The following is a 24,583-nucleotide window of genomic DNA, read 5'->3' on the forward strand; positions in this document are numbered from 1 at the left end:
GGCCCTCCCCCTCGTACATGAGTACATCGACTCGTACATGAGTGCATCGGTACGAGGAGAACCGTACGGCGGGGGACCGACAGTCGCTCGCGCCCATGAGGTCGGTGACGCCGTGCCTGGACTCCTCGACTGCTCAAGTGTTCGACGTAGTATCCGGTTTGTGGACCGTGACGATGAGCCAGTCTTCATACGGAGCAAGTGGGGGACGAGCCGCTACGTCTACAACCCCCGGAACCCCATCGGCCTCGCGCTGATCCTGATCACCCCGCTCTTGGCCGTGGTGATCCTGATCCTCATGCAGGAGCGCGTGGGCCCCTTCGCGCGCCCCGAACCCACGCCGTCGAGCACCGTGCCGGCGTACGAGCCCTGGCCGGCTTCGACGTACGTCCCTGACACCGACCCCGCGCCGAGCGCGGAGGAGGGGAGCACGGGCGACCCGTCGGGGCTGTGAACCGGAGGGTGCGGCCGGGCGGCAGTTGCTCCGACTGCTTCGATCGGTATCGGTGTCCCCGCTGCCGGCTCCGGCGGCTGTTGACCGCGACGCTTTCCCGACCGGCGTCAGGTCCGGTACGTCTCAGGCTCGGGACGAAAGGTACGCATCGGGGACGACGGCGACCGGGCAGGGCGCGTAGTGCAGCATCGCGTGGTTCACCGGGCCCAGATGGAATCCGTGCCATCCGCCGGTCCGCCGGGCGCCGACGACCAGCAGTTCGGCACCTGCGGCGGCTTCGATCAGTTCCTGGTGCGCCGGCCCCTGCACCACCGACCTGTGGATGGTGACGTCGGGGGAACCGGTCCGGTCGAGCGCCGCCAGTACCTCTTCGAGGTGTTCCTCGGCCTGTTGGTGGTGTGCGGAGGCCGGGGAGCCCGCGAGGAGCGGATGGCTCATGGCCTCGTGGGCGGGAGAGCGCCAGGCCCGTACGGCGATCAGCTCGCCGTGGCGCGCCGCCGCCTGGTCGAGTGCGAAGGCGGCGGCTGCCGAGGGTCCTGAGGCGCTGCCGATCCCGACGACGACGTGGCCGGCCTTCGGCGGGGTGCTCGGCGCCGTTGCCTGGACCACCACGACCGGGCAGTGGGACCGGCCCGCGAGCGCGAGGCTGACGGACCCCAGGAGCATCCCGGCGATCCGGCCCCGGCCGCGGGAGCCGAGGACGACCAGGGCCGCCTCGTGGCTCTCCCTGACAAGCGTGGCCACCGGGTCCTCGGGCTCCACGGACGTCACCACCTGCACCTCGGGGCCGAGCCGTTGCGCGCGTTCCCGGGCGTCGGCGACGAGACGCTCCGCGACAATCTGTTCGGTGGGACGCTCGGTGTCGGAGGGGGAGTGCGTGCCTTCGTAGCGCTCCCACAGCGACGCGTGGACGACGCGCAGGGGAAGCCCCGATCGTGCCGCTTCCGCCGCTGCCCAGTCCAGGGCACGGAGGCTGCCCTCCGATCCGTCCACTCCGACGACTACGGGGAGCTGCATCGCTCCCACCGCCTTCCGTGCTCGGTCCACCTCGGGCCCGGGTGAATTGCTCGGGCGCGTGTCCGGGCGTGAGCCCGGATGTTTCTACGGTTCGATCGTCAGTACCTGGTTCAAGGGGCGGCGTGGCGTGCGCGGTCCCGTGGGCCCGTATCCCAGGCGGACGATCATCTGTGCGTGCCCCGTGCCGAAGACCGGGTCGCGCAGGAGCCACCGCAGGTCCGGCCATTCGATGGGCTGGGTCGCGAACGAGGTGGACACATTGTGGAGCGTGGCGGTCAGCAGTACGCGCTCCAGCGCCTGTCCTGCGCTCAGCCAGTCCATGGGGTGATCACCCGGGGTGCTCAGCAGGGCCAGTTGCGGCCGCTTCTCGAACCGGACGCGTGCCCGGCCCGGGAGGACGCCGCTTCCCGCGAAATCGCGGGTGGTCGCTCGTTCGGAGGCGTCGCGGGGGCCGAAGGCGTAGTCCGGGATTCCGTCGACGGGCGCCTCGGTCTTCGTGTTCCGGGTCCAGTGCTCCTGCTCCGCCTCCCGTGCCGGATCCCCGCGGTCGTATCCCTCGGCGTCCCGGATCAGTTCGAGCACGGTCTCCAGATGCGGCGGGGCCAGGAACGCGAAGTCCGCGCCCTCGATACGGGCCGCGTCGGCGAACTGCGCACGGATGTCCTCGGGGATCGCCTGCTCGTCGAACGGATAGCGGCTGGTGTGCCGGTCCCGGATCGCAGGGTGGAGAGCGGCGAGCGCTTCATCCGCGGGTTCCCGTGGAGCGTCGGGGCGGACGCCGAGACGGACGGTGGCCAGTACGGCAGGGGCCGATGGTTCGGGCAGCAGCGCGGTGACCGCGTCCAGGCCTTGGTGGGCGGCGGACACCCGCAGGTTCAGCAGCGCCGCGCCGCAGCCCACGTGCAGTGCGCGGTTGGCGGGGTCGGCCTCCGGCATCGCTCGGTCGAGGTCGGCCACGAGGGTGAGGGTCCGGCCGGCGCGTGTGTAGCGGAACTGCCAGGGCTGGGCGTTGTGCATGGACGGGGCGGCGGTGGCATCGGCGACGAGGTCGGCCAGCGTTGCGTCGTCGAGAGTCTGGCTGGGCATCGGAACTCCCGGAGATCGGGAACGGTCGATGGTCTCTTCAGCATGGAACAGATGCCGGCCGGGTGGTATGGGCCTTTCGTCCCTCGGGTGCGCCACAGAGGGTGGCGCTGCGGAGGGTCCCGCGCCCGGACGGTCCCGCACCCCGGAAGGCCCCTTGCCTCGGACCGTTTCAGTCCTCAAGGGCCTCGCCCCGGGGACCGTACAGCTGCAGCAGCCTTTTCCGTGTTCCGTACAGGCGCTCCGCCACCGTCTCGGCGACGTACTTGTACACCGCCCGGCCCAGTACCGCATCGGCCTCGCACAACGAGCGGACGGCAGCGGCATCGAATTCCACGGCCTGTCCTGCCCGGATCACGTGCGCACCCATGTGCCACACGTGCGGGGTGAACAGCCAGGACCAGCCCAGCAGATCGTCCTGGCCCAGCGTCTCGATGACCGCCGCACGACGGCCGGGCACATGGATGTCGACCTCGACCTGTCCGGAGCGGATGATCCAGAAGTGGTCGGCCCGTCTGCCTTCCTCGAAGAGGCGTTCGTCGAGGGCCAGAGGCACTTCGCGGCCCGCCTCGCCGAGCAGGCGTGTCCGGCCGTCGGGCGGGATCACGTCGAGCAGACTCCTGGTCGTTGACATGGAATCCTCCGTCCATGGCGGTCCCTGGAGGGCTGTGACGGCGGCCGCGCGTGTCCGGCCGCGACTGCCTGTTGTGAACGATATGCGCGGTTTTGAGGGGACGCTCGGCCGCGATGCCGGACGGAGTCCACGACGCGCCCGTGCGCCTGAACCGTGGTGCCATGAAGAGGAGCCCCTGACGAAGGGACCGCCCCGGTCATGGCAGCCGCACCGTCCCTGGCACCGTGCCTGCGCTCCGTGCGGGCCGTGGTCTTCGACACCGACGGAGTGATCACCGACTCCGCCCGGAGACACGCCGCAGCCTGGAAGAAGGCGTTCGACGCCTGCCTGTCGGCCGTCCAGGGGCAGCGGCCGTTCGACGCCGAGGACTACCTGCGCCACGTCGACGGCCGCTCGCGGAAGGACGGTGCGGCGGCCTTCCTGGCATCGAGGGGACTGAACCTTCCCGAAGGCAGCCCCGACGACCCACCGGGAACCGCGACGGTATGGGCGATCGCCGCCCGCAAGGACGAGCTGTTCACACAGAGCCTGCGCACCGACCCGGTCGACGTCTGGCCCGGCACGGTCCGTCTCCTCGGCGTGCTGCGCCGTGAGCGGGTGCCCTGCGCCGCCGTCTCCGCGTCCCGGCACGCGACGGAACTGCTGGCGCGGGCCGGCCTCGTCGACCGGTTCGACGCCGTGGTCGACGGAAACGAGGCGCGTCGGCTCCGGCTGCCCGGGAAGCCGGACCCCTCGCTCTTCGTCGAAGCGGCGAGGCGTCTGCGGACCCCGGCCCGGGACACCGCCGTGGTGGAGGACGCGCTGGCCGGGGTCGAGGCCGGGCGCCGTGGCGGCTTCGGGCTCGTGATCGGCGTGGACCGAACAGGCACCCCCGCCTCCGCCGCCGAGCTGCGCCGCCACGGTGCCGACATCGTGGTGCCCGATCCGGGGGACCTGCTGACGGCCGGGGACGACTGATGGCGCGCGCCTGGACCTGGTCGTACGAGGGGTACGACCCGCAGGAGGAACGGTTGCGCGAGGCGCTGTGCACGCTCGGCAACGGATACTTCGCCACCCGCGGAGCCGCGTCCGAGACGTCCGAGGGCCCCTCGCACTACCCCGGCACCTATGCGGCGGGCTGCTACAACCGGCTGACCTCCTCGGTCCGGGGCCGCCGGGTGGAGAACGAGGACCTGGTCAACCTGCCGAACTGGCTGCCGCTGCGCTACCGGATCCACCCCGCCGGTACCGCCCCGGGACCGTGGCTCTCCCCGGATCACGAGCACCTCGTGGAACACCGCCAGTCACTCGATCTGCGCGGGGGCACGCTGACCCGCCGGTCCGTCTACGAGGACGGGGCGGGCCGGCGGCTGCATGTGGAGCAGTGCCGCCTGGTCCACATGGGTGATCCGCATCTCGCCGCCCTGCACACGGTGTTCCGGGCGGAGGGATGGGCCGGCGCGATCGAGGTGGAGACGGGGATCGACGGCGACGTCCGCAACTCCGGCGTCGCGCGGTACCGGGATCTGTCGAACCGGCACCTGACCGGCTGGGTGACCGCGACGGAGGAGGACGGTGCGGTGTCGCTGAGGTGCCGCACGGTGGAGTCGGACATCGGTGTCGCGCTGGCGGCCCGCACACGGGCCGGGTGCGGCGGTGAAGGGAAGGAACAGCGGGTCGGTCCGGGTTCCCGGCACACGGCGAAGGCGGTCTTCCAGCGGCTGATGCTCCCGCTGAGCCCGGACTCCGACGCCGTCGTCGACAAGACGGTGGCGCTGTACACCTCGCGCGACCTGGCGATCGGCAGCCCGCTGCGGGCAGCCGTGGCCGAGGTCCGAAGAGCCCCGGACTTCTCGCATCTGCTCTCCTCGCACCAGCGGGCCTGGGCCGATCTGTGGCAGCAGGTCCGGCTGGAGGTCCCGGGCGAAGCGGGTCGCATTCTCCGGCTGCACCTCTTCCACGTACTGCAGACGCTCTCCCCGCACACCGCCGGACTCGATGTGGGGGTACCGGCGAGAGGACTGCACGGTGAGGCGTACCGGGGTCATGTCTTCTGGGACGAGCTGTTCGTACTGCCGTTCCTGAATCTGCATCTCCCGGAAGTCTCCCGAGGACTTCTCGACTACCGCCACAGGCGGCTGCCCGCAGCCTGCCGAGCGGCGAGCGAGGCGGGCAGGGCCGGGGCGATGTACCCCTGGCAGAGCGCCGACAACGGACGTGAGGAGACCCAGGAGCTCCATCTCAACCCGCGCTCGGGGCGCTGGCTGCCCGACCGCTCCCGGCTGCAGCACCATGTCGGCTCGGCGGTCGCGTACAACGTCTGGCAGTACTGCCAGGCCACCGGGGACACGGAGTACCTGCACTCCCAGGGCGCGGAAATGCTGTTGCAGATCGCCAGGTTCTGGGCGGACAGCGCCGAATGGGACGCGTCCCTGGCCCGGTATCGCATCCGCGGCGTCGTCGGACCGGACGAGTACCACGACGCCTATCCGGGAACCGAGGCTGCAGGCCTCGACGACAACGCGTACACGAACGTGACAGCGGCCTGGGTCCTGTCCCGTTCGACGGAGCTGTACCGCGCCCTGTCCGGGACACGACGCCGGCAGCTCCTCGACCGGTTCCGGCTCGATTCCGATGAACCGGAACGCTGGGAGGACATCTCCCACCGGCTGCATGTGCCGTATCACCGGGGTGTCATCAGTCAGTTCGCCGGTTACGGGGAGCTGGCCGAGCTCGACTGGGAGGGGTACCGGAGGCGGTACGGGGACATCCGGCGGCTGGACCGGATCCTGGAGGCGGAGGGCGACACCGTCAATCGTTACCAGGCGTCCAAACAGGCCGATGTGCTGATGCTCGGCTACCTCTTCTCGCCGGAGGAACTCGCCGGCCTCTTCCGGCAGCTCGGGCATGTGCTGGACGACGACACCTGGCGCGCCACCGTCGACTACTACCTCGCCCGTACGAGTCACGGCTCCACGCTCAGCTCCCTGGTCCATGCCTGGGTGCTGGCCCGCGTACGCCGCGAGGCGGCGTGGAAGTACTGCGAGGAGGCGCTGACCGGGGACGTGACCGACATCCAGGGCGGCACCACCGAGGAAGGCATCCATCTGGGGGCGATGGCGGGCACCCTCGACTTCGTCCAGCGCGGGATGACGGGGCTGGAGACCCGTGACGACGCACTGTGGCTGGCGCCGGCCACGCTGCCCCAGCTCTCGAAACTCGGGATACGCATCAGATTCCGCCGGCACTGGGACGTGGACCTGCGCATCCGTGCCCAGCGCCTACGGATCGCCGTACCGGACTCGCACCACCCGGCCGTCCGGGTCGTCCTGGGAGGCCACACCCATGTGATCACACCCGGTACGGCCCGGTGGCTCGATCTGCCCCCGGTCCGGCACGTCGCTCCCTTGCCCGGCGACGAAAGCCCTGCCCCGCCCGCCCACGGAAGCCCTCCCTCGCCCGGCTGAGGAACAGGGGGGATCGTGGAGGAAGCCGTCGGAGTGACCCCGGCCCCGAACCCACTTCCTCGGCGCCCACCGTCCCCGCGGTCAGTGGGGGAGTGTCATCTCGAAGGATGTGCCCGGGACGGCTGTCGACCTCGATGGTGCCGCCGTGCGCGGTGACCACGGCGTGGACGATCGACAGGCCGAGGCCGGTACTGCCGGTTCCCCGGGAGCGGCTGTGGTCCGCGCGGACGAAGCGGCCGAAGACCTCGGGCTGGAGTTCTTCGGGGATGCCCGGCCCGTCGTCGGTCACGGTCAGACGGGCGGCGGTGTGCTCGGCGCGGAGCCTTACGGTCACCTCGGTGCCGTCGGGAGTGTGGGTGCGGGCGTTGGTGAGGAGGTTGCCGATCGCCTGGTGGAGGCGGTGCGCGTCACCGGTGACGGTCACGGGCTCTTCGGGGAGGTCGAGCAGCCAGCGGTGGCCGGGGCCTGCGGCCCGGGCGTCCTCCGTCGCGTCGAGGACGAGCAGCGTCAGGTCGACGGGTTCGTGGTCCACGCACGCCACGGCTGCGCCCGTCGACTACCGGGTCGCCCCAAGTCGCGTGACCAGGTGGTGCCAGCCTTCCTCCAGGCGCTCCAGCGGAATGCCGCGCTCCTCGGTGAGGTGGTGGACCAGGGCGGTGTCGATGGATCCGAGCAGGGTGTGTGCGAGCAGTTCCGGATCACCGGCCACGTCCGCCCGACGCAGCAGCATCGTGATGTGGCTGAGCCGCAGATGGTGGGCCGGGACGGTGTAGCTGCGCAGCGGGTCCGTCCGGCTGGCCAGGATCAGGGGGTGTTGATCGCGTTCGTGGCGCAGGACGGCGGGCCCGAAGGCGTGCAGACGCTCCGCCGCGCGGGCGCCGGGGCCCAGGGGCGGCGGACCCGAGAGGAAGGCGGCCTGGAGTTGCTCCTCCCGATGGTCCAGGAGCGCGAGCAGGAGTCCGGCTCGGTCGCCGAAGCGCCGGAAGACGGTGCCTTTGCCCACCCCTGCGGCGGCGGCCACCGATTCCATGGTCAGGTTCGCTGCTCCGCACTCGGTCAGAAGCCGGGAAGCGGCGTCCAGCAGGCGCGTGCGATTGCGCGCCGCGTCCGCCCGTAGCTGCGGCGGCTCACCGGTCGGGGCGAGCGGGAGACTCGTCCGCGCCTCGCCGGGGTCGGGTGGCCTGAGCGGCGGGGGCACGTGACCGGTCATGGGCTCAGAGTAGCGCCCGGAAGTCTTAAGTGGACCGCGGTCCGCTTAAGTGGTACAAATTTCAACGGACCACGGTCCGCTTGTCCGCAGATTCCGCCTTCCGGGAGTTCTCCATGTCTGTACGCATCCTCGCGCTCGTCGGCAGCCTCCGCGCCGGCTCGCACAACCGTCAGCTCGCCGAAGCCGCCGTCAAGCACGCCCCCGCGGGTGTCGACATCGAGCTGTACGAGGGCCTGGCCGACGTGCCCTTCTACAACGAGGACGTCGACGTCGAGGGAAGCGTCCCGGCCGCTGCCGCCCGACTGCGCGAGGCGGCGGGTCAGGCCGACGCGTTCCTGCTGTTCTCGCCCGAGTACAACGGCACCATGCCGGCCGTCCTGAAGAACGTCATCGACTGGCTGTCCCGCCCGTACGGCGCCGGCGCCATCTCCGGCAAGCCGGTCGCCGTGGTCGGCACCGCCTTCGGTCAGTACGGCGGCGTATGGGCGCAGGACGACGCCCGCAAGTCCGCCGGGATCGCGGGCGGTGTGGTCCTGGAGGACGTCAAGCTGTCCATCCCGGGCTCCGTGACGCGCTTCGCCGACACCCACCCCGCCGACGACGCCGAGGTCGTCACCGCGCTCACCGAGGTCATCCAGCAGGTGACCTCGCAGGCCGCCTCCGCGGCTGCCTGACCACTCGCGTGCGCCTCGTCGAGGCGCCGACGAAGGCCGGCCGCGCCGGTCGGGGCATCACCGTCACCGCCGTGCGGACCGACGTCGAGGCGGAAGCCCTGGACTTCCCTGGCTCACCGAAGGGCCGTCGCGACACTCGCGTGTTGCGACGGCCCTTCGGTATCTGCCGTGTGCGGAGGGGGCTTCCAGGGCCTCGAATCGATGGCGCCAGTCCCCCGGAAACGCGCGACGCGCGGGTTCCGGGGGACTTCTGCATGCGCCCACCTGTGGAAACGGGGCAGGTCCCGGGGTCTTCGCAGAACGCTCACAGGCGATCATTTGTGAGAGCGGGCTGAGTGAACCGCAATCCGATGCCCCGGACCGTCAGGTCTGTGTGATGACCATCACGCTGATCATTTCGGTTTCGGTGTCGTCCGGATGCGGGGTGCCGGGCGTATGCCCGGTGAGACCGAGGAGATCCAGGAGCTGATTGTTGACCGTCGAGGAGTTCGAAGAGTTCTATGCGCAGACGGCCGCCCGGCTGACGGGGCAGTTGTTTGTGATGCTCGGCGACCAGCACGAGGCGCAGGACGTGGTGCAGGAAGCTTTCGTCAAGGGCTGGAGCCGACGGCGTCAGCTCGACCGTGACGGGCAGCCCGAGGCGTGGATCCGTAGGGTCGCCTGGCGACTGGCGGTGAGCCGGTGGCGAGGGCGGCGCCGTATGGCGGATGCCTGGCAGCGCAGTGGTGCCCCGCCTCATATGGAGGCTCCCGGTCCGGAGTCGGTGGCCTTGGTGGAAGTGCTGCGGGATCTGCCGCCCAAACAGCGCCGCACGCTGGCCTTGCACTACGTATGCGATCTGACTGTCGAGCAGATCGCCGCGGAGACCGGTCTGGCGGCCAGCACCGTCAAGACGCATCTGGCCCGGGGCCGGGCCACGCTCTCGCGTCGTCTGCAGGATCCGCGTACCGAGGAGGGGACCTGTGTCTGAATCCCAAGACCCGCTGCGGTCCCTGTTCAAGGAGGCTGCCGCCACCGGCCAGTCCCGCGCCCGTTCCGCTCCGCTCTCCTTCATCACCGAGCGTGCGGAGCAAGTGCGCAGGCGCCGGATCCTTGCGCTGGCTGTCGGAGTCTGTCTGGTCTTCTCCGGCGCGGGTGCGGCCGTGGCCGCGCTCCTGCCCGACAGCACCAGCACCACCGTCCCGGCCACCACCCCTTCCACCCCCCGGCCCTCTCCTGTGTCCTCCCTGCCCTCCTCGCCCCGCACCAGCCCGCCGCCGATGGGCAGCCCGTCCCCGGGTCAGGGCACATCGGGGGCAGCGGCCACCCCCACCCACAGCCAGAGCGACCCGCCCCGCTGATCTTCCGCCTCCCGTGCCCCGGGTGACGCCTGCCCGGGGCCGTTCGGCACGCGCACATTCGACCCAGGAGATTCTGTTGTGAGCCTTTCATCCCCCCACCGGCAGCGTGAGCGTCCGCCCGCCCGGACCAGGACCGCTCCCGGGCGGCCCCGCGATACGCCGTCACCGAGCACGACATCCTTCGGCCGGCTGTTTCTCCGGCGGCTGTTCCTCCGGCTCAAGCCCGCCGACCGCGAGGTGCTGTGGCTGTACCTGCTGACCCGCGCGGGCATCTGGATCATTGCCTACTGCACCCGCTGGCTGTTCGCCGACGACCGCCAGACCCACCACGCCGCCTCGTTCTTCTCACCGTGGCAGCGGTGGGACTGGTGGCACTACCTGCACATAGCCCAGGACGGCTACTTCCCGGGCCAGTCCGGCCCCTGGATATCCGGCTGGGACAACAGGGAAGCTTTCTTCCCCGGCTTCCCCTTCGTACTGCGGGCCGTCCACACCATCATTCCGAGCTGGCCCGCGGCCGGTGCGCTGATCTCCCTCGTTGCCGGAGGCGTCGCCGTGCTGGCCCTGGCCCGCATCGCCCGGCTGCACCTGCCACAGGACGACGCGGGACAGCGCGCAGCCCTGTTCTTCCTGCTCTCCCCGTGCGCGGTCTTCCTGGCCGCCGGCTACACCGAAGCGCTCTTCCTCGCCCTGGCCCTGCCGGCCTGGCTGGCCGCCCAGCGCCTCAACTGGCCGCTCGCAGCCCTCCTGACGTGCCTGGCCACCACCGTCCGTGTCAGCGGCCTCTTCCTCGCCGCGGCGCTCGCGGTCCACTTCCTGGTCACCGCCCGCACCCCCGCCCACTGGCGACGTCTTCCCTGGCTGGCGCTGCCCGCCCTCCCGCCGTTTCTCTACAGCTGGTACCTGCACGCGCACACCGGCGACTGGATGGCCTGGAAACACGCCGAGGAACGCGGTTGGTACCGCGACTTCCACGCCCCCTGGGAAGCCTGGCAGAACACCTGGCACGCCGCCTTCGGGCACTCCCAGAGCACCGGGTACGCCCTGATGAGCCAGGCCGAACTCCTCACCATGCTGGTCGGCATCGGCCTGTGCGGCCTGCTGCTCCGACAGCGACGCTGGCCGGAAGCCGTGTACATCGGCCTCAGCCTGTGGGCCCTGGGCACTTCCTACTGGTACACCTCCATCCCCCGCGCGACCCTCCTGTGGTGGCCCCTGTGGACCGGCCTCGCTGCCTGGAGCCTGCGAAACGCCCGCATCCAGACCGCCTACCTCGTCATCGCGGCACCCCTGATGACCGTCTTCGCCGTCACCTTCCTCTCCGGACGATGGGCCGGCTGACCCGCACTCCGCGGAAGCAGCGGTGACGCCGAATCCATCGGCCGGGCCCGGGCGTTCAGCACTCCGGTCGGCGCCGCGGAAAGTGACGCCGGGCCGGTCCCTGGGCCTGGCCTGCGGTGTGGGCGGTCCGATCGTGGGCTGCTCAGGCGGGAGCGAGTCGCTTCCGCGCCGTTTCGAAGTGTTCGTCGGCGACGTGGCCTGACGGGCGTTCCCGGACGGCCCCGGGGCAACCTCTCCAGTGGGCCGTCCGTACTGAATGAAAATCCAGGTCAGGGCCAGACCAGGCAGTACGCCTGATGCCCCGCGTCATGCAGACGATGGCTGAAATCCTGCCACTCGTGCAGCAGTTGGTAGACGTTGAACGCGTCGCGCGGGCCGCCGCGGTCCGGGACCGTGGACCAGATGAAGGCTGCGGCACCCACCGTCTCCTCGCCGACGCCGCGCAGCGGGTCGACGACCGTCATCGGGAGCTTGACCACCGCGTAGTCGGGGTGCAGTACGACCAGTTCCAGCGGTGGGACCTTGTGCAGGGGTATGCCCTGGATGCCGGTGAGGACCATCGCCGCCATCGTCTCCGGCTTGATCTTGGTGAACATGCCGCCCATGCCCAGTTCGTCGCCGCCGAGCTCCTCGGGGCGCATCGAAATGGGCACGCGTGCCGCGGTCGCCCCGTCAGGGGCACCGAAATACTTGTAGGTCACCCCCATCCGGCCACCACTCCTGCTTCCGGCTCCGACACCCTGCGCACCACCGGCCTGTATGCCCTGCTTGCGTTCCGCCTCACGCCGGTGCCGACCCCGCCGGGCAGGCTCGGGCCCCAGGTCGTCGGTCCCTTCGCCCACTCCGCCACCGCGATGCATATCTCATCCACCCGACTACTACTTAGGAGACACAGCCCCCGCCGCGCAACCCGATCATCGTGTCAGTGACCTCCCCCGCGGACGTGCGGTGAAACACCTGTCCGCAAGACCGTCCGTGGCTCTGACACCATGGCTTGTGTGAGCTTTCCCTATGACGCCCCAGTTTCGCAGACGCTTTTCGACCGCGCGTCCCTCGTGACGCCCGGCGGCGTGAACTCTCCCGTCCGTGCCTTCCGGGCCGTGGGCGGTACACCCCGCTTCATGGTGTCCGGTACCGGTCCGTACCTCACCGATGCCGACGGCCGTGAGTATGTCGACCTCGTGTGCTCGTGGGGGCCGATGATCCTCGGCCACTCCCACCCCGAGGTCATCGCCGCAGTCCAGGAGGCTGTCGCCCGCGGCACCTCGTTCGGTACCCCCGGTGAGGGCGAGGTCGCGCTCGCCGAGGAGATCGTGGCCCGGGTCGAGCCCGTGGAGCAGGTGCGGCTGGTGTCGTCCGGCACCGAGGCGACCATGTCCGCGATCCGTCTCGCCCGCGGGTTCACCGGCCGGGCCAAGGTGGTGAAGTTCGCCGGCTGCTACCACGGCCACGTCGACGCCCTGCTCGCCGCCGCAGGGTCCGGGGTCGCGACCTTCGGTCTCCCGGACACCCCGGGGGTCACCGGTGCGCAGGCCGGCGACACGATCGTGCTGCCGTACAACGACCTGGACGCCGTGCGGGAGGCGTTCGCCGCGCAGCCCGGCGAGATCGCCTGTGTGATCACCGAGGCGTCGCCGGGCAACATGGGCGTCGTACCGCCGCTGGACGGTTTCAACGCCGGGCTCAAGGAGATCTGCGCCGCCAACGGCGCGCTCTACATCTCCGACGAGGTCATGACCGGTTTCCGTACCTCGAAGGCCGGCTGGTTCGGCATCGACGGGGTACGGCCCGACCTGATGACCTTCGGCAAGGTCATGGGCGGCGGCTTCCCGGCAGCGGCCTTCGGCGGCCGTGCGGACGTGATGGCGCACCTCGCCCCGGCCGGTCCCGTCTACCAGGCGGGCACCCTCTCCGGTAACCCGGTGGCCACCGCCGCCGGTCTCGCCCAGCTGCGGCTGCTCGACGACGCCGCGTACGCGAAGGTGGACGCGGTCTCCGCGGAGATCCGCGGCCTGGTCGGCGAGGCGCTCGCCAAGGAAGGCGTGGCACACACCGTGCAGGCGGCGAGCAACATGTTCTCCGTCTTCTTCACCGACCGGCCGGTGCGGAACTACGAGGACGCGAAGCAGCAGGAAGCTTTCCGCTTCACCGCCTTCTTCCACTCGTTGCTGTCGCAGGGCGTCTACCTGCCGCCGTCCGCCTTCGAGTCCTGGTTCGTCTCCACCGCCCACGACACGCAGGCCGTCGAGCGCATCGCCGCCGCCCTGCCCGCCGCTGCCCGCGCCGCATCGGAGGCCACCGCATGAGCGAGAACGGAAGCCGCAAGGACATCACCGTCGTCCATCTGATGCGGCACGGCGAGGTGCACAACCCGGAGGGCGTGCTCTACGGGCGCCGCCCCGGCTACCACCTCTCCGAGCTCGGCCGGCAGATGGCGGACCGGGTCGCCGAGCACCTGGAAGGCCGCGACATCACCCATGTCGTCGCCTCCCCGCTGGAGCGTGCCCAGGAGACGGCCACACCGATCGCCAAGACGCACGGCCTCGACCTGGCCACCGACGAGCGGCTCATCGAGGCCGCCAACGTCTTCGAGGGCAAGACCTTCGGGGTCGGCGACGGGGCGCTGCGCAAGCCGGACAACTGGAAGCACCTGACGAATCCGTTCCGGCCGTCGTGGGGCGAGCCGTACATCGAGCAGGTCGTACGGATGATGGGCGCCCTGGACGCCGCGCGTGACGCGGCGCGCGGGCACGAGGCGGTGTGCGTCAGCCATCAGCTGCCGATCTGGATCGTGCGCAGTTTCGTGGAGCGGCGGCGGCTGTGGCACGACCCGCGCAAGCGGCAGTGCACGCTCGCGTCGTTGACCAGCTTCACGTACCAGGGCGACAAGATCGTGTCGGTCGGGTACACGGAGCCGGCGCGGGATCTGGTGCCGGCGCATCTGCGGGCCGGCGCGAAGCCGGTGAAGGGGAAGTCGAAGGCGTTCGGCGCGTAGCCGGCCCGGGGCCGGCGGTGAGGGGTGTGCCGGGCCCCGGTCTTCCCGGTCGTCCGGTTGCCGTTCTGTCCTCAATCGCCGGACGGGCTTGATTTTCCGCCCGTCCGGCGATTTTTGCCGTCGTCCCAGGGCCGGCGATTCTGCTGCCGCCTTGGGACCGGGGACTGAGTCCCTTCAGCGATTGATCACTCCGTCGGCGGTTGAGCCCTGCTCCCGCCGCGGCCGGCTCGCTCAGCCATGCGTTCGGTCGAGGCCGAGGTCTGGTCGCGCAAAGAAAAATATGCTAATCGGCGGAACCTCTGTGCTGCTCCCCTCATCTAAGCCTTTGCCAGTTTGTATGGACTTGAGGCAAAACGACCGCAGATGGGGAACTCATGCGCGACATCAGCCGAAGGGGTCTGCTCGGAGCCGGGCTTGGGGCCGCGGCCGCCATCGGCCTGACGGGGTGCGGTTCCTCCGATGCGGGCCTGCCGGGCGCTGATACGGGGGAGAAGGGCGCCGACGGGCACACCCGGGGGACTGGACCTGCGAAGAAGGACGTCCGCGAGATAGGGGACGGTTCCACCGCGGACACCGGGAAGCAGCCGCACCAGCCTTCCGCGCCGGTTCCGCTCGAACCCGGGCAGACGCCACCGCAGTTCGTGATCTTTTCCTGGGACGGGGCGGGCGAGGTCGGCAACGGGCTCTTCCCGCGCTTTCTGGAACTCGCCAAGGATCATGAAGCGTCGATGACCTTCTTCCTCTCCGGCCTCTATCTGCTGCCCGAGTCGAAGAAGTCCATGTACCGGCCGCCCAACAACCCGATCGGCGCTTCCGACATCGGTTATCTCACCGATGACCACATCAAGCAGACGCTGAAGTACGTCCGGCAGGCCTGGCTCGACGGGCATGAGATCGGCACCCACTTCAACGGGCATTTCTGTGGCGGTTCCGGATCGGTCGCGAACTGGTCGGCCTCCCAGTGGCAGAGCGAAATCGATCAGGCGGTCTCCTTCGTCACCGAATGGCGCACCAACACCGGCTGGGCCGACCTCGATCCGCTGCCTTTCGACTACCGCAAGGAACTGGTCGGCGGACGCACTCCCTGTCTGCTCGGCCAGGACAATCTGCTGCCCACGGCGCGCAAGCTCGGCTGGCGCTACGACGCCAGCTCGCCCGGTGGCACCCAGGTATGGCCCCAGAAGCGTCAGGGCGTGTGGGATCTGCCGCTGCAGGGCATGCCGTTCCCGGGGCACTCCTTCGAAGTCCTTTCGATGGACTACAACATCCTCGCCAACCAGTCGGTGAATTCCACCAAGGGCATGCCTTCGCGTTATCCGGGCTGGCGCAAGCAGGCCGCCCAGTCGTATCTCGCCGGTTTCAACCGTGCGTACACGACGAATCGCGCGCCCTTCTACATCGGAAACCATTTCGAGGAGTGGAACGGCGGCATCTATATGGACGCGGTCGAGGAAGCGATCAAGAAAATCGCGGGGAAGCCGGATGTCCGGCTCGTCTCCTTCAAGCAGTTCGCCGACTGGCTCGACGTCCAGACCCCGGCCGTGCTCGACAAGCTCCGTACGCTGGGAGTCGGACAGTCGCCCGAAGGCGGCTGGAACGCCTTCTTTAAACAGGCCTGACAACGGGCTTTACGGGCACCGAGGGGGGTGCCCGAGATCGCCGGAACCGCCATGCGAAACTTTTCACATGAGCTATGGCCGCGCACCTCGACGCCGCTTCACCCTGCTCGCCGCCCCCGCGGCGGCCGTCGCACTCGCACTGACGCTGACCGCGTGCAGTGGTGACGGCAACAAGGCCGGCGGCGGTGGCAACACCCACTTCGTCACGGGCAGTGGCGGAATCTCCACTGTGGCCAAGGGCGACCGCAAGGCCGCCCCGAAGCTCGACGGTGAGACCCTCGACGGCAAGCAGCTCGACGTCGCCGACTACAAGGGCAAGGTCGTCGTGGTGAACGTGTGGGGGTCGTGGTGCGGACCCTGCCGTCTGGAGGCCCAGTACTTCGCGAAGGTGGCGAAGGAGACGAAGAACAAGGGCGTCCAGTTCATCGGGATCAACACCCGCGATCCCGAGAAGGGCCCCGCGATCAGCTTCGAGAAGGACTACGGGGTCACCTACCCGAGCTTCTTCGACCCGACCGGCAAACTCATGCTCCGCTTCCCCAAGGGCACGCTGCGCCCGCAGGCTATTCCGTCGACCGTGGTCCTGGACCGGGACGGGAAGGTCGCCGCCCGTTACCTGACCGCGCTCGACGACACCAAGCTGCACAAGATGATCGACCCGCTGATCGCGGAGAAGTGATTCCGTGCTCACCCTTGCCGCACTTCCGGGGCAGAACGAGACCGTGATGAGCGGGGCGCTGATCGTCGCCCTGCCCATCGCCGTACTCGGCGGACTCGTCTCGTTCTTCTCGCCGTGCGTCCTGCCGCTCGTGCCCGGCTATCTCAGTTACGTCACCGGCGTCAGCGGCACCGACCTGGCGCAGGCCCGGCGGGGGCGCATGGTCGTGGGCGCCTCGCTCTTCGTGCTCGGCTTCACCGCCGTGTTCGTCTCCGGCGGCGCGCTCTTCGGCTTCTTCGGCCAGACCCTCCAGGAGCACAGCGCAACGCTCTCCAAGGTCCTCGGCGTGCTGATGATCCTGATGGGGATCTTCTTCATGGGCCTGATGCCGTGGATGACGCAGCGCGAATTCCGTATCCACAGAAGGCCGGTGACCGGGCTGGCGGGCGCACCGCTGCTGGGCGCCCTCTTCGGGATCGGCTGGACCCCGTGCCTCGGCCCGACGCTCAGCTCGGTGAGCATCCTCGCGATGGACCAGGGAACCGCCGGACGCGGGGCGATACTGACCATCGCCTACTGCCTCGGGCTCGGCCTGCCCTTCGTGCTCGCCGCAGTCGCCTTCCGCAAGGCGCTCGGCGCGTTCGGCTGGGTCAAGCGCCACTACGCATGGGTCATGCGCATCGGCGGCGTCATGATGATCGCGACCGGACTGCTCCTGCTGACCGGTCTGTGGGGCAGCATGATGCAGGAATTGCAGGGCTGGTCCAACGGCTTCACGGTGGGGATCTGAGTTCCATGAGCAACACCAAGTCCAACCCGGCCCAGGAGCGCGAGCGCCGGGACGAGCGGGAGATCCGGGACGAGCAGGACCGGGAGAACGCCCGCGAACTCGGTGCGGCCGGCTCCCAGCTCTCCACCGCCCCGCGCGAGGAGAGCGCGGCCAACCTGCCGGCCATGGGCGTCATCGGCTGGGTTCGCTGGTTCTGGCGGCAGCTCACCTCGATGCGGGTCGCGCTGATCCTGCTCTTCCTGCTGTCGCTCGGCGCCATCCCCGGCTCGCTGATCCCGCAGAACAGCGTGGACGAACTGAAGGTGCAGACCTTCAAGGAAGCCCACACCACCGTCACGCCGATCTACGAGAAGCTCCAGTTCTTCGACGTCTACAGCTCGGTGTGGTTCTCCGCGATCTACATCCTGCTGTTCATCTCGCTCATCGGCTGCATCGTGCCGCGCACCGGCCAGTTCGTAGGCCAGCTGCGCAGCCGCCCGCCGGGCGCCCCGAGGCGCCTGACCCGGCTGCCCGCGTACACCACCTGGCGCACCGAGGCCGAGCCCGAGCAGGTCCGCGAGGCCGCGCTCGCGATGATGCGCAAGCGCCGCTACCGCGCGCACACCGCGGGGGACGCGGTCGCCGCCGAGAAGGGCTACCTGCGCGAGGCCGGGAACCTGATCTTCCACATCGCGCTGATCGTGATGCTGGTGGCGTTCGCCTACGGACAGCTCTTCAAGTCCGAGGGCGCCAAGCTGATCGTCGAGGGCGACGGCTTCTCCAACACGCTGACGCAGTACGACGACTTCAAGGCGGGTTCGCTGTTCGACAGTGACTCGCTCGCCCCGTTCAGCTTCAAGCTCGACAAGTTCATCGGTACGTACGAGCGCAGCGGCCCCCAGATCGGTACGCCCCGGACCTACGAGGCCCATGTGACGTACACGAAGGGCGCCTACGGCAAGCCGCAGAAGACCGTGATCAAGGTCAACGAGCCGCTGGTCGTCGACGGCACCAAGGTCTATCTGAACGCGCACGGCTACGCGCCCGTCGTCTCCGTCAAGGACGGCAGCGGCAAAGAGGTCTACCGGAACGCCGTGCCGCTGCTGCCCATCGACAACAACGTCACCTCGACCGGGGCGATCAAGGTGATGGACGGCTACCGCGACAAGAACGGCAAGAAGACCCAGCTGGGCTTCCAGGCCTTCTTCGTGCCGACCTTCGCAGGCGACGGCAAGGGCACGATGTTCTCGCAGTTCCCGGCCGCCGACATGCCCGTGCTCGCCCTCAACGGCTTCTACGGCAGTCTCGGCGTCGACTCCGGACTGCCGCAGAACGTCTACCAGCTGGACAAGTCCAAGATGTCGGAGTTCAAGGACAGCAAGGGCAAGCAGCTCAAGCAGCGCCTGGCGGTCGGCGACACGATGAAGCTGCCCGACGGCGCCGGCTCGATCACCTTCGAGGGCGTCGAGGAGTGGGCCAGCTTCCAGATCTCCGAGCAGCCCGCCAGCGGCTGGGCGCTCACCGGAGCCATCGCCGCGATCGCCGGACTCGCGGGCTCGCTGTTCATCCAGCGGCGCCGCATCTGGGTGCGGGCCGTACGCGGTGCGGACGGCGTCACCGTCGTCGAAATGGCGGGTCTCGGCCGCAGCGAGTCCGCGAAGCTTCCCGAGGAGCTGGCCGATCTCGCGGTCACGCTCAATGCCGTCGCGCCCACCGCGCCCGGCCCTGACACCGACCCCGGATCAGATTCCGGCTCCGTCGAAGAATCCCCCGTAGAACCTGCCGAAGGGGCTGAGAAGTGAATCTCGCCGCCGCAACCAACGAGAACCTGGCGCACACCAGCAATGTGCTGATCTATTCGTCGATGGCCGTCTACACCCTGGCCTTCTTCGCGCACATCGCGGAATGGGTGTTCGGCAGCCGCAGCAAGGTCGGCCGCACCGCCGCCGCGCTGACCGGTGCCGAGGGTGCGGCGGCCGCCGCCACGGTGAAGGTGCAGGTCGCGGAGAAGGGCGGCGGCACCGCCGTACTCGACCGCCCGAAGATCATCACGCGCTCCGCGGCCGGTACCCGCGACGTCCCGGACGGGCCCGGCGCGGCCGGCGGCACGTTCAAGGGCGACCTGTACGGACGCGTGGCGGTCTCCATGACCGTGCTCGCCTTCCTCGTGCAGGCCGGCGGTGTCCTCGCCCGTGCGCTGTCCGTGCAGCGTGCCCCGTGGGGCAACATGTACGAGTTCTCCATCACCTTCTCCACGGTGGCGGTGGCCGCGTACCTGATCCTCCTCGCGCTGAAGAAGAACGTCCGCTGGATGGGGCTGCTCCTGGTCACCACCGTCCTGCTGGACCTCGGTATCGCGACCACGGTGCTCTACACCTCCAGCGACCAGCTGGTGCCCGCACTGCACTCGTACTGGCTCTGGATCCACGTCTCCACCGCCATCATCTGCGGCGCCGTCTTCTACATCGGTGCGGTCGCCACCCTGCTCTACCTCTTCCGCGACAGCTACGAGAGCAAGCTCGCCAATGGCGTGCAGCCCGGTTCGTTCGCCCAGTCCGTGCTCTCCCGGCTGCCCGCCGCCTCGACGCTCGACAAGTTCTCGTACCGCATCAACGCCGCGGTCTTCCCGCTGTGGACGTTCACGATCATCGCGGGCGCCATCTGGGCGGGCGACGCATGGGGCCGCTACTGGGGCTGGGACCCCAAGGAGGTCTGGTCCTTCATCACCTGGGTCGCGTACGCCTGCTACCTGCACGCCCGCGCCACCGCAGGCTGGAAGGGCCGCAAGGCCGCCTACCTGGCACTGATCGCCTTCGGCTGCTGGCTCTTCAACTACTACGGCGTGAACATCTTCGTCACCGGCAAGCACTCCTACGCAGGCGTCTGACCGGTCCCCATCCCATAGGGGTGGCCCCCATCCCGTACGGGTGCGGATCCCGCACCACCGGGCCACGCTGGAACCATGACCGATGTGACCCCCGTCATCGAGCGTGGCACCAGCGAGACCCATGGTGACCAGCACATCCTGCGGTTCACGCTACGGCTGCCCCACCCCGTCCCGCGGGTGTGGGCAGCCGTTGCCAGTTCCGAGGGGCTGCCCGGCTGGCTCGCCGCCGCCGACCCGTTCGAACCGCGCATCGGCGGGGCCGTCACGCTGCGCTGGCTGAACACCGACCGGGACGGGCATGCCACGGTCGCCTCCGGCACCGTCACCGCCTGGGACATCGAGCGGGTCGCCGAATACACCCTCGAAGGACTCCACGGCCGCATCCGCTTCCACCTGGAGCCACCGCGCGGCGACCATGTGCTGCTGCGCTTCACCAACGAGTTCCGGGGCGACGACGAGCTGCGCCTGGACTGCCTCGCCGGCTGGCACGACCACTTCCGCTACCTCGTCGACGCGCTCGACGGATACCCCGCCGACTGGTCGAAGTGGACCCCGGTCCGGTGGGCGGGGCTGCGCGAGGAGTACGTGGAGGCCGAGCGGTGACGCGGCGTCACGGTGCCGAGGACGGCGGCAGGCACTTCGGATCCGGCGGCGTGCGTTCAGGCCAGGCGATCGCCACGAACCGCTGACGGGCGTCCTCGGGCGCCAGCTCCACCACAGGCACCGCCTTGTTGTACGGGTTCCCGTGGTTGTCCAGGCAGATCCAGCCACTGGCCCCCGACACCCGCAGCGAACCCTTCACCCGCGGCCACTGCTCACCCACGTCCGCGGGCTGCGGAAGCTGCTTGCCGTCCGGGGTCGCCTGCCGGATGCCGTGCACCGCCAGCGACATCGCGTCGTACGCGATGATGACCTGGCCGTCGGTCAGCTCCTGGTGACCGGTCGGACCGATCGGTCCCACGGGCTTCTTCGCCACCGTGGCCAGCAGGTCCAGGAAGCTCCGGTAGTCCGCCGGGGAACCGCCCGTCGCCGCCCCGCCCTTCTCCTTCGCCACCGCCCAGGCGTCCGGGTGCGCCAGCGAGGCGTAGCGGACCGTCACCTTGCGGCGCAGCGCGCCCCGGTCGAGCTTCTTGTCGCGGCCGAGGTACGAGCCCTCGTCGCCGGTCAGGATCGTGAACGGGCGGTTCTGGCAGCCGCGAGCCCCGAGCGCGTTGATGAACTGCCGCAGCTGGGTGTGGCGTCCGGCGAAGAACACCGTATCCGCATCCGTGTCGCAGATGAGGTGCGTGATCTGCTGGAACGTGTTGGCCGTGGTGCCCTCGTCGTTGGGGTCCTCGCGCGAGGTGAACAGCTGCGGCTCGTACTGCGTGCCCTTCACCAGCGAGGTGAACGCCGCCCGCAGCGTGTCCGTGTAGTGGTCCCCGGTGCGGGTGTCCTGCACCAGCAGCGCCTTGTCCGCCTTCACCTTCCCGAAGTGCGCCAGCGCCCGCGCCTCGTCCCGGTTCGTCGGCGACACCCGCGCCAGACCGGGGAACGGGTCGCCGCCCGGGCCGTTGGCGATGTCGTCGGCGGTGATCGTGGTACCGACGACCGCGATGTGCGCGGCGGTCAGCTCCTTGACCGCCGACCTGACCTGCGTACTGCTGGTGGCGACCCCCGACACGGCCCGCAGATGGTCCGGGGCCCCGGTCATCTTCTTCAGCCGGTCCACCGTCGGCTGCCACAGCAGGTTGTTCTTCCCCGTGTTGGCGAGAACCAGCCGGATCCCCGGCACCTGCTCGTTCGACAGATGGTTGGCCCGGTACTGCTCGGCGAACGCGCCCTGCAGCTCGCGCTGCATCTTGGTCTGCATGGCTTCGTCCGTCGACGTCAGCGGCAGCAGCAGCGCGACCGTCGCGTACCGGCCGGGCTTCAGGGTGTCGTTCTCCCGGGCGATGGCCGCGGCGACCTCGGTCAGCTTCGGCCGCCCGAAGTCGTAGCCGTCGCCGGAGACACCTATGCACTCGTCGCTGCCCTGCGGCCGCTCGACACCCTTCGCGCAGGAGCGGTCCTCGGGGGCGGTGAGCCGGCCGATGCCGTACCAGCCGGACGTGACGACCAGGGCGCCGACCACCACCGTGGTGACCACCTTCTGCCTTGCCGTGTACCAGACGCGATAACGCAGTGGATTACGCATCCGAGCCACCGTTCCCCCGCCTCTGTCCGCTTCCGCCCGTGCCCGGTCCACCCGTGTCCGGCGATCCCGGCGGCATGGACAGCGGCCGCCAGGCCCTGATGTCCTGCGGCCAGTGCGTCGCCGCGTCCCACAGCACGCTGTTGCCCGTCGGATGCCTGCCGGACAGTTGTCGCAGTTCGTGCGCCATCTTGTCGACCACCTCTTCGTCCGGCAGTGCCAGTGGATCGGACAGCAGCCATACGGCGTGCAGCAGCCGGCGCAGCTGCAACTGGAGCTCCACGGCCCGCTCGCCGAGCCCCGCGAGCCCCGTCTCCCCGTCCGGCAGCGAACCGGCCGCCTCGCGGCCGAGCGCGACCGCCTGCCGCGGATCGGGGCCGGCGTAACCGGGCGGACGCGGATACGGGGCCGAGGCGATGAACCGCAACGAGCCGAGCCAGGTGGTGACATCCCCGTCGGTGAACCGCTCCCGCAGATGCGTCACGCAGTCCCTCGTCCTGCCCAGCACCAGCTCCTGGTGCAGCCGGTGCGGGACGCTCGGGCAGCGACCCCCGGGCGCGTACGCCGTGCGCAGCGTTTCGTGCACCGCACGCCACACCGCGTAGTACGGATGGTCGTCGTCCTGGAACCGCAGCCGGTGCAGCAGCAGCGCACGCAGCAGCGGATCGGCGACGAAGTACTCGGGACCGACCGGCCAGTCCTGGGCCCGTAGTACGTCCCGCACCTGCAGCGCCACATCGCCGTCCAGCGACCGGCCGCGCAGCCGGGCCGTGGCCAGCAGCCGCGCCGAGTCCTCACCGTGCGCGGCGGCCAGCACACTCAGCACGTCGAGCTGCTGCCCGGGCAGCAGCCGTGCCAGGAGCTCGTCCGCGACCCGCACCGGCGCCCGGTCCTCACGCAGCTCCACCGTGCGGTCCAGCAGCGCCCCCGGCACCAGCGAACCCGGCTGCGACGATCCCGGCCGCGGCGTCCCCGGCCGCGGCGTCCCCGGCACCAGCGCCTTGCCCGCCGCCTGCGCCAACAGCGCCACACCCAGCGGGCGCCCACCCGTCAGCCGGTGCACCCCACGTGCCAGCCCGGCCGGGGTGCGGCCCACCGGATCGTGCCGGTCGAACGCCGCCTGTACGTGCGCCGGGCCCAGCGGGGTGAGTTCCACGGCCAGGATCCCGGACGTCACCTCCGAACCGCGGGCCCAGTGCGAGCCGTGCGCCACCTCGGGCAGCCGCCGGCGCACCGCATGGCTCAGCCCCTCGTGGTCACGGGCGCGCGAGGAGGCGAACAGGGCGATCTGATCGCGCACCCCGGAGGCCCGCTGCCGCAGTACCGGCTCGACCAGCTGCCGGCCCAGCAACGTGTGCGCGTTGTCCAGCAGCAGCACAGGACGGCCCCGGCGGGCACCCCGCGCCAGACCCCCGTACGCCCGCACCAGATCCGCGACCAGCGCGAGCACCAGATGATCCTCGGCCCGGCGGCGCAGATCGCCGCCGCGCTCGAAATCGACCGCCAGCTGCCGCAGCCCGATCCTGCCGTTGCCGCCCGCGTGCGGATAACTCCCGTACCAGTCCGCCGAACGCCGCTGGAACCGGCTGAACGTCTCCTCCAGCACCGTCTCGATCGTGGCCTCGGCGACCATCCCGGCCAGCGGGACCATCGAGTCGAAGGCACTCGCGGCCAGCTTCGTCAGCACCTTGGTGACCCAGCCCGTCGCCGCGTCCCCACGGGTGTCGACGGTCGCCAGCACCGGGCCGAGCGACTGCAGATCCCGTTGCGCCCGCGTCTCGTCCTCCCGCGTCCAGGAGATCGAGGCGACCGCCACGAGCCCGAGGCTCAGCCGGGGAAACTGCACCGGCCGCGCGGCATGCACCTTCGCCGTCAGCTGGGTGGCGAGCTCCGGCAGCGCCCCGGTGACCGGAGTCCAGCCGGGGCCCGGGTCCGCGGGCGGCACGACGGCCTCGCAGTCGACCAGGGCCACCGGGGTGATCTCCCGGTACAGATGGCGCAGTTGTTTGAGCGCGGCCGTCTTTCCCATGCCGCGGCCGCCGGTCAGCACGGCGACCGGCGGATCGTCACGGTGCTCGTAGGCGACCCGGGCGGAGCCGTACGGAGTGAGACCTGTCAGACGCGCCGCAAGTCCGTCGTTGCCGAAGATCGCCTCGCGCCCATACAGCTCTCTCTCCACAGCACCCCCAGCGCCGATGCCCCACCCGATCTGTCACACCGTCAACATAAGGATATCGGCAGGGTGTTGGAGCAAGGTGAAGATTTTCGAACGATCGGGGACGCGGC

Annotated in this window: 22 protein-coding genes and 1 pseudogene; 15 read left to right on the forward strand and 8 right to left on the reverse strand. The window is 69.9% G+C overall.

The window, feature by feature from the left end:
- Positions 1-160 precede the first annotated feature (160 nt).
- A complete protein-coding gene (locus tag OG609_RS23240) occupies positions 161-451 on the forward strand; it encodes a hypothetical protein (protein WP_327274584.1) in 291 nt (96 codons plus the stop codon).
- 123 nt (positions 452-574) lie between these two features.
- On the opposite strand, the gene OG609_RS23245 is transcribed toward OG609_RS23240, so the two are convergent.
- The 3 genes from OG609_RS23245 to OG609_RS23255 all read right to left on the reverse strand — a co-directional run bounded on the left by OG609_RS23245 (position 575) and on the right by OG609_RS23255 (position 3,185).
- Positions 575-1,468 (reverse strand): universal stress protein, encoded by an 894-nt coding sequence (locus OG609_RS23245; protein WP_327274585.1) that lies wholly within the window; start codon positions 1,466-1,468, stop codon positions 575-577.
- Positions 1,469-1,552: 84 nt separating this feature from the next.
- Entirely contained in the window at positions 1,553-2,554 is a 1,002-nt protein-coding gene (locus OG609_RS23250) for an Acg family FMN-binding oxidoreductase (RefSeq protein ID WP_327274586.1), read from the reverse strand.
- A gap of 169 nt (positions 2,555-2,723) precedes the next feature.
- Complete coding sequence (locus OG609_RS23255; protein ID WP_327274587.1) at positions 2,724-3,185, reverse strand: Crp/Fnr family transcriptional regulator; 462 nt, start codon at positions 3,183-3,185, stop codon at positions 2,724-2,726.
- Between the two features lie 198 nt (positions 3,186-3,383).
- Between OG609_RS23255 and OG609_RS23260 the strand changes: the two genes are divergently transcribed.
- Both OG609_RS23260 and OG609_RS23265 read left to right on the forward strand, forming a co-directional pair.
- Positions 3,384-4,142: an HAD family hydrolase gene (locus tag OG609_RS23260; protein WP_327274588.1), complete on the forward strand. Its 759-nt coding sequence runs from the start codon at positions 3,384-3,386 to the stop codon at positions 4,140-4,142.
- Positions 4,142-6,631 (forward strand): glycoside hydrolase family 65 protein, encoded by a 2,490-nt coding sequence (locus tag OG609_RS23265; RefSeq protein WP_327274589.1) that lies wholly within the window; start codon positions 4,142-4,144, stop codon positions 6,629-6,631. Before OG609_RS23260 ends, OG609_RS23265 begins: the two co-directional genes overlap by 1 nt.
- An 81-nt stretch (positions 6,632-6,712) precedes the next feature.
- Here OG609_RS23265 and OG609_RS23270 read toward each other — a convergent pair.
- Positions 6,713-7,163 (reverse strand): annotated as a pseudogene (locus tag OG609_RS23270) (sensor histidine kinase); the annotation flags it as partial.
- 24 nt (positions 7,164-7,187) lie between these two features.
- Positions 7,188-7,841 carry a TetR/AcrR family transcriptional regulator gene (locus OG609_RS23275; RefSeq protein ID WP_327274590.1) on the reverse strand — a complete coding sequence of 218 codons (654 nt, stop codon included), beginning with the start codon at positions 7,839-7,841 and terminating at the stop codon, positions 7,188-7,190.
- 113 nt (positions 7,842-7,954) lie between these two features.
- Between OG609_RS23275 and OG609_RS23280 the strand changes: the two genes are divergently transcribed.
- The 4 genes from OG609_RS23280 (at position 7,955) to OG609_RS23295 (ending at position 11,196) form a co-directional block, all read left to right on the forward strand.
- Entirely contained in the window at positions 7,955-8,515 is a 561-nt protein-coding gene (locus OG609_RS23280) for an NAD(P)H-dependent oxidoreductase (RefSeq protein WP_327274591.1), read from the forward strand.
- A 472-nt stretch (positions 8,516-8,987) separates the two neighbouring features.
- On the forward strand, positions 8,988-9,485 hold the full coding sequence (locus tag OG609_RS23285) for a SigE family RNA polymerase sigma factor (RefSeq protein WP_327274592.1): 498 nt from the start codon (positions 8,988-8,990) through the stop codon (positions 9,483-9,485).
- Positions 9,478-9,855: a hypothetical protein gene (locus tag OG609_RS23290; RefSeq protein WP_327274593.1), complete on the forward strand. Its 378-nt coding sequence runs from the start codon at positions 9,478-9,480 to the stop codon at positions 9,853-9,855. The genes OG609_RS23285 and OG609_RS23290 overlap by 8 nt, the downstream gene beginning before the upstream one ends.
- 78 nt (positions 9,856-9,933) lie before the next feature.
- Positions 9,934-11,196 (forward strand): mannosyltransferase family protein, encoded by a 1,263-nt coding sequence (locus tag OG609_RS23295; protein WP_385649091.1) that lies wholly within the window; start codon positions 9,934-9,936, stop codon positions 11,194-11,196.
- Between the two features lie 269 nt (positions 11,197-11,465).
- On the opposite strand, the gene OG609_RS23300 is transcribed toward OG609_RS23295, so the two are convergent.
- Entirely contained in the window at positions 11,466-12,056 is a 591-nt protein-coding gene (locus tag OG609_RS23300) for a hypothetical protein (protein ID WP_327274594.1), read from the reverse strand.
- A gap of 129 nt (positions 12,057-12,185) precedes the next feature.
- Between OG609_RS23300 and hemL the strand changes: the two genes are divergently transcribed.
- The 8 genes from hemL to OG609_RS23340 all read left to right on the forward strand — a co-directional run bounded on the left by hemL (position 12,186) and on the right by OG609_RS23340 (position 20,727).
- Entirely contained in the window at positions 12,186-13,502 is a 1,317-nt protein-coding gene (gene hemL / locus OG609_RS23305) for a glutamate-1-semialdehyde 2,1-aminomutase (RefSeq protein ID WP_385649089.1), read from the forward strand.
- The gene (locus tag OG609_RS23310) at positions 13,499-14,191 is read left to right on the forward strand and encodes a histidine phosphatase family protein (RefSeq protein ID WP_327274596.1); all 693 of its coding nucleotides are present in this window, start codon (positions 13,499-13,501) and stop codon (positions 14,189-14,191) included. Before hemL ends, OG609_RS23310 begins: the two co-directional genes overlap by 4 nt.
- Before the next feature lie 374 nt (positions 14,192-14,565).
- A complete protein-coding gene (locus OG609_RS23315; RefSeq protein WP_327274597.1) occupies positions 14,566-15,810 on the forward strand; it encodes a hypothetical protein in 1,245 nt (414 codons plus the stop codon).
- A gap of 67 nt (positions 15,811-15,877) precedes the next feature.
- Entirely contained in the window at positions 15,878-16,489 is a 612-nt protein-coding gene (locus tag OG609_RS23320; protein ID WP_327274598.1) for a TlpA family protein disulfide reductase, read from the forward strand.
- 46 nt (positions 16,490-16,535) lie between these two features.
- Positions 16,536-17,258, forward strand: coding sequence for a cytochrome c biogenesis CcdA family protein (locus OG609_RS23325; RefSeq protein ID WP_327278148.1), 723 nt, complete (start codon positions 16,536-16,538; stop codon positions 17,256-17,258).
- 5 nt (positions 17,259-17,263) lie between these two features.
- Positions 17,264-19,039 carry a cytochrome c biogenesis protein ResB gene (gene resB, locus OG609_RS23330; protein ID WP_327274599.1) on the forward strand — a complete coding sequence of 592 codons (1,776 nt, stop codon included), beginning with the start codon at positions 17,264-17,266 and terminating at the stop codon, positions 19,037-19,039.
- Positions 19,036-20,124, forward strand: coding sequence for a c-type cytochrome biogenesis protein CcsB (gene ccsB, locus OG609_RS23335; protein ID WP_327274600.1), 1,089 nt, complete (start codon positions 19,036-19,038; stop codon positions 20,122-20,124). Before resB ends, ccsB begins: the two co-directional genes overlap by 4 nt.
- A gap of 75 nt (positions 20,125-20,199) precedes the next feature.
- Positions 20,200-20,727 carry an SRPBCC domain-containing protein gene (locus tag OG609_RS23340; RefSeq protein WP_327274601.1) on the forward strand — a complete coding sequence of 176 codons (528 nt, stop codon included), beginning with the start codon at positions 20,200-20,202 and terminating at the stop codon, positions 20,725-20,727.
- 7 nt (positions 20,728-20,734) lie between these two features.
- Here the strand turns inward: OG609_RS23340 and OG609_RS23345 are convergent, their stop codons facing one another.
- Both OG609_RS23345 and OG609_RS23350 read right to left on the reverse strand, forming a co-directional pair.
- A complete protein-coding gene (locus OG609_RS23345) occupies positions 20,735-22,300 on the reverse strand; it encodes an ABC transporter substrate-binding protein (RefSeq protein WP_327274602.1) in 1,566 nt (521 codons plus the stop codon).
- Positions 22,293-24,476 carry a hypothetical protein gene (locus OG609_RS23350; protein WP_327274603.1) on the reverse strand — a complete coding sequence of 728 codons (2,184 nt, stop codon included), beginning with the start codon at positions 24,474-24,476 and terminating at the stop codon, positions 22,293-22,295. Before OG609_RS23350 ends, OG609_RS23345 begins: the two co-directional genes overlap by 8 nt.
- Positions 24,477-24,583 lie beyond the last annotated feature (107 nt).

Origin of the sequence: Streptomyces sp. NBC_01224 (genome assembly GCF_036002945.1) — a bacterium.
In the GTDB taxonomy this organism is placed as follows: Bacteria; Actinomycetota; Actinomycetes; order Streptomycetales; family Streptomycetaceae; genus Streptomyces.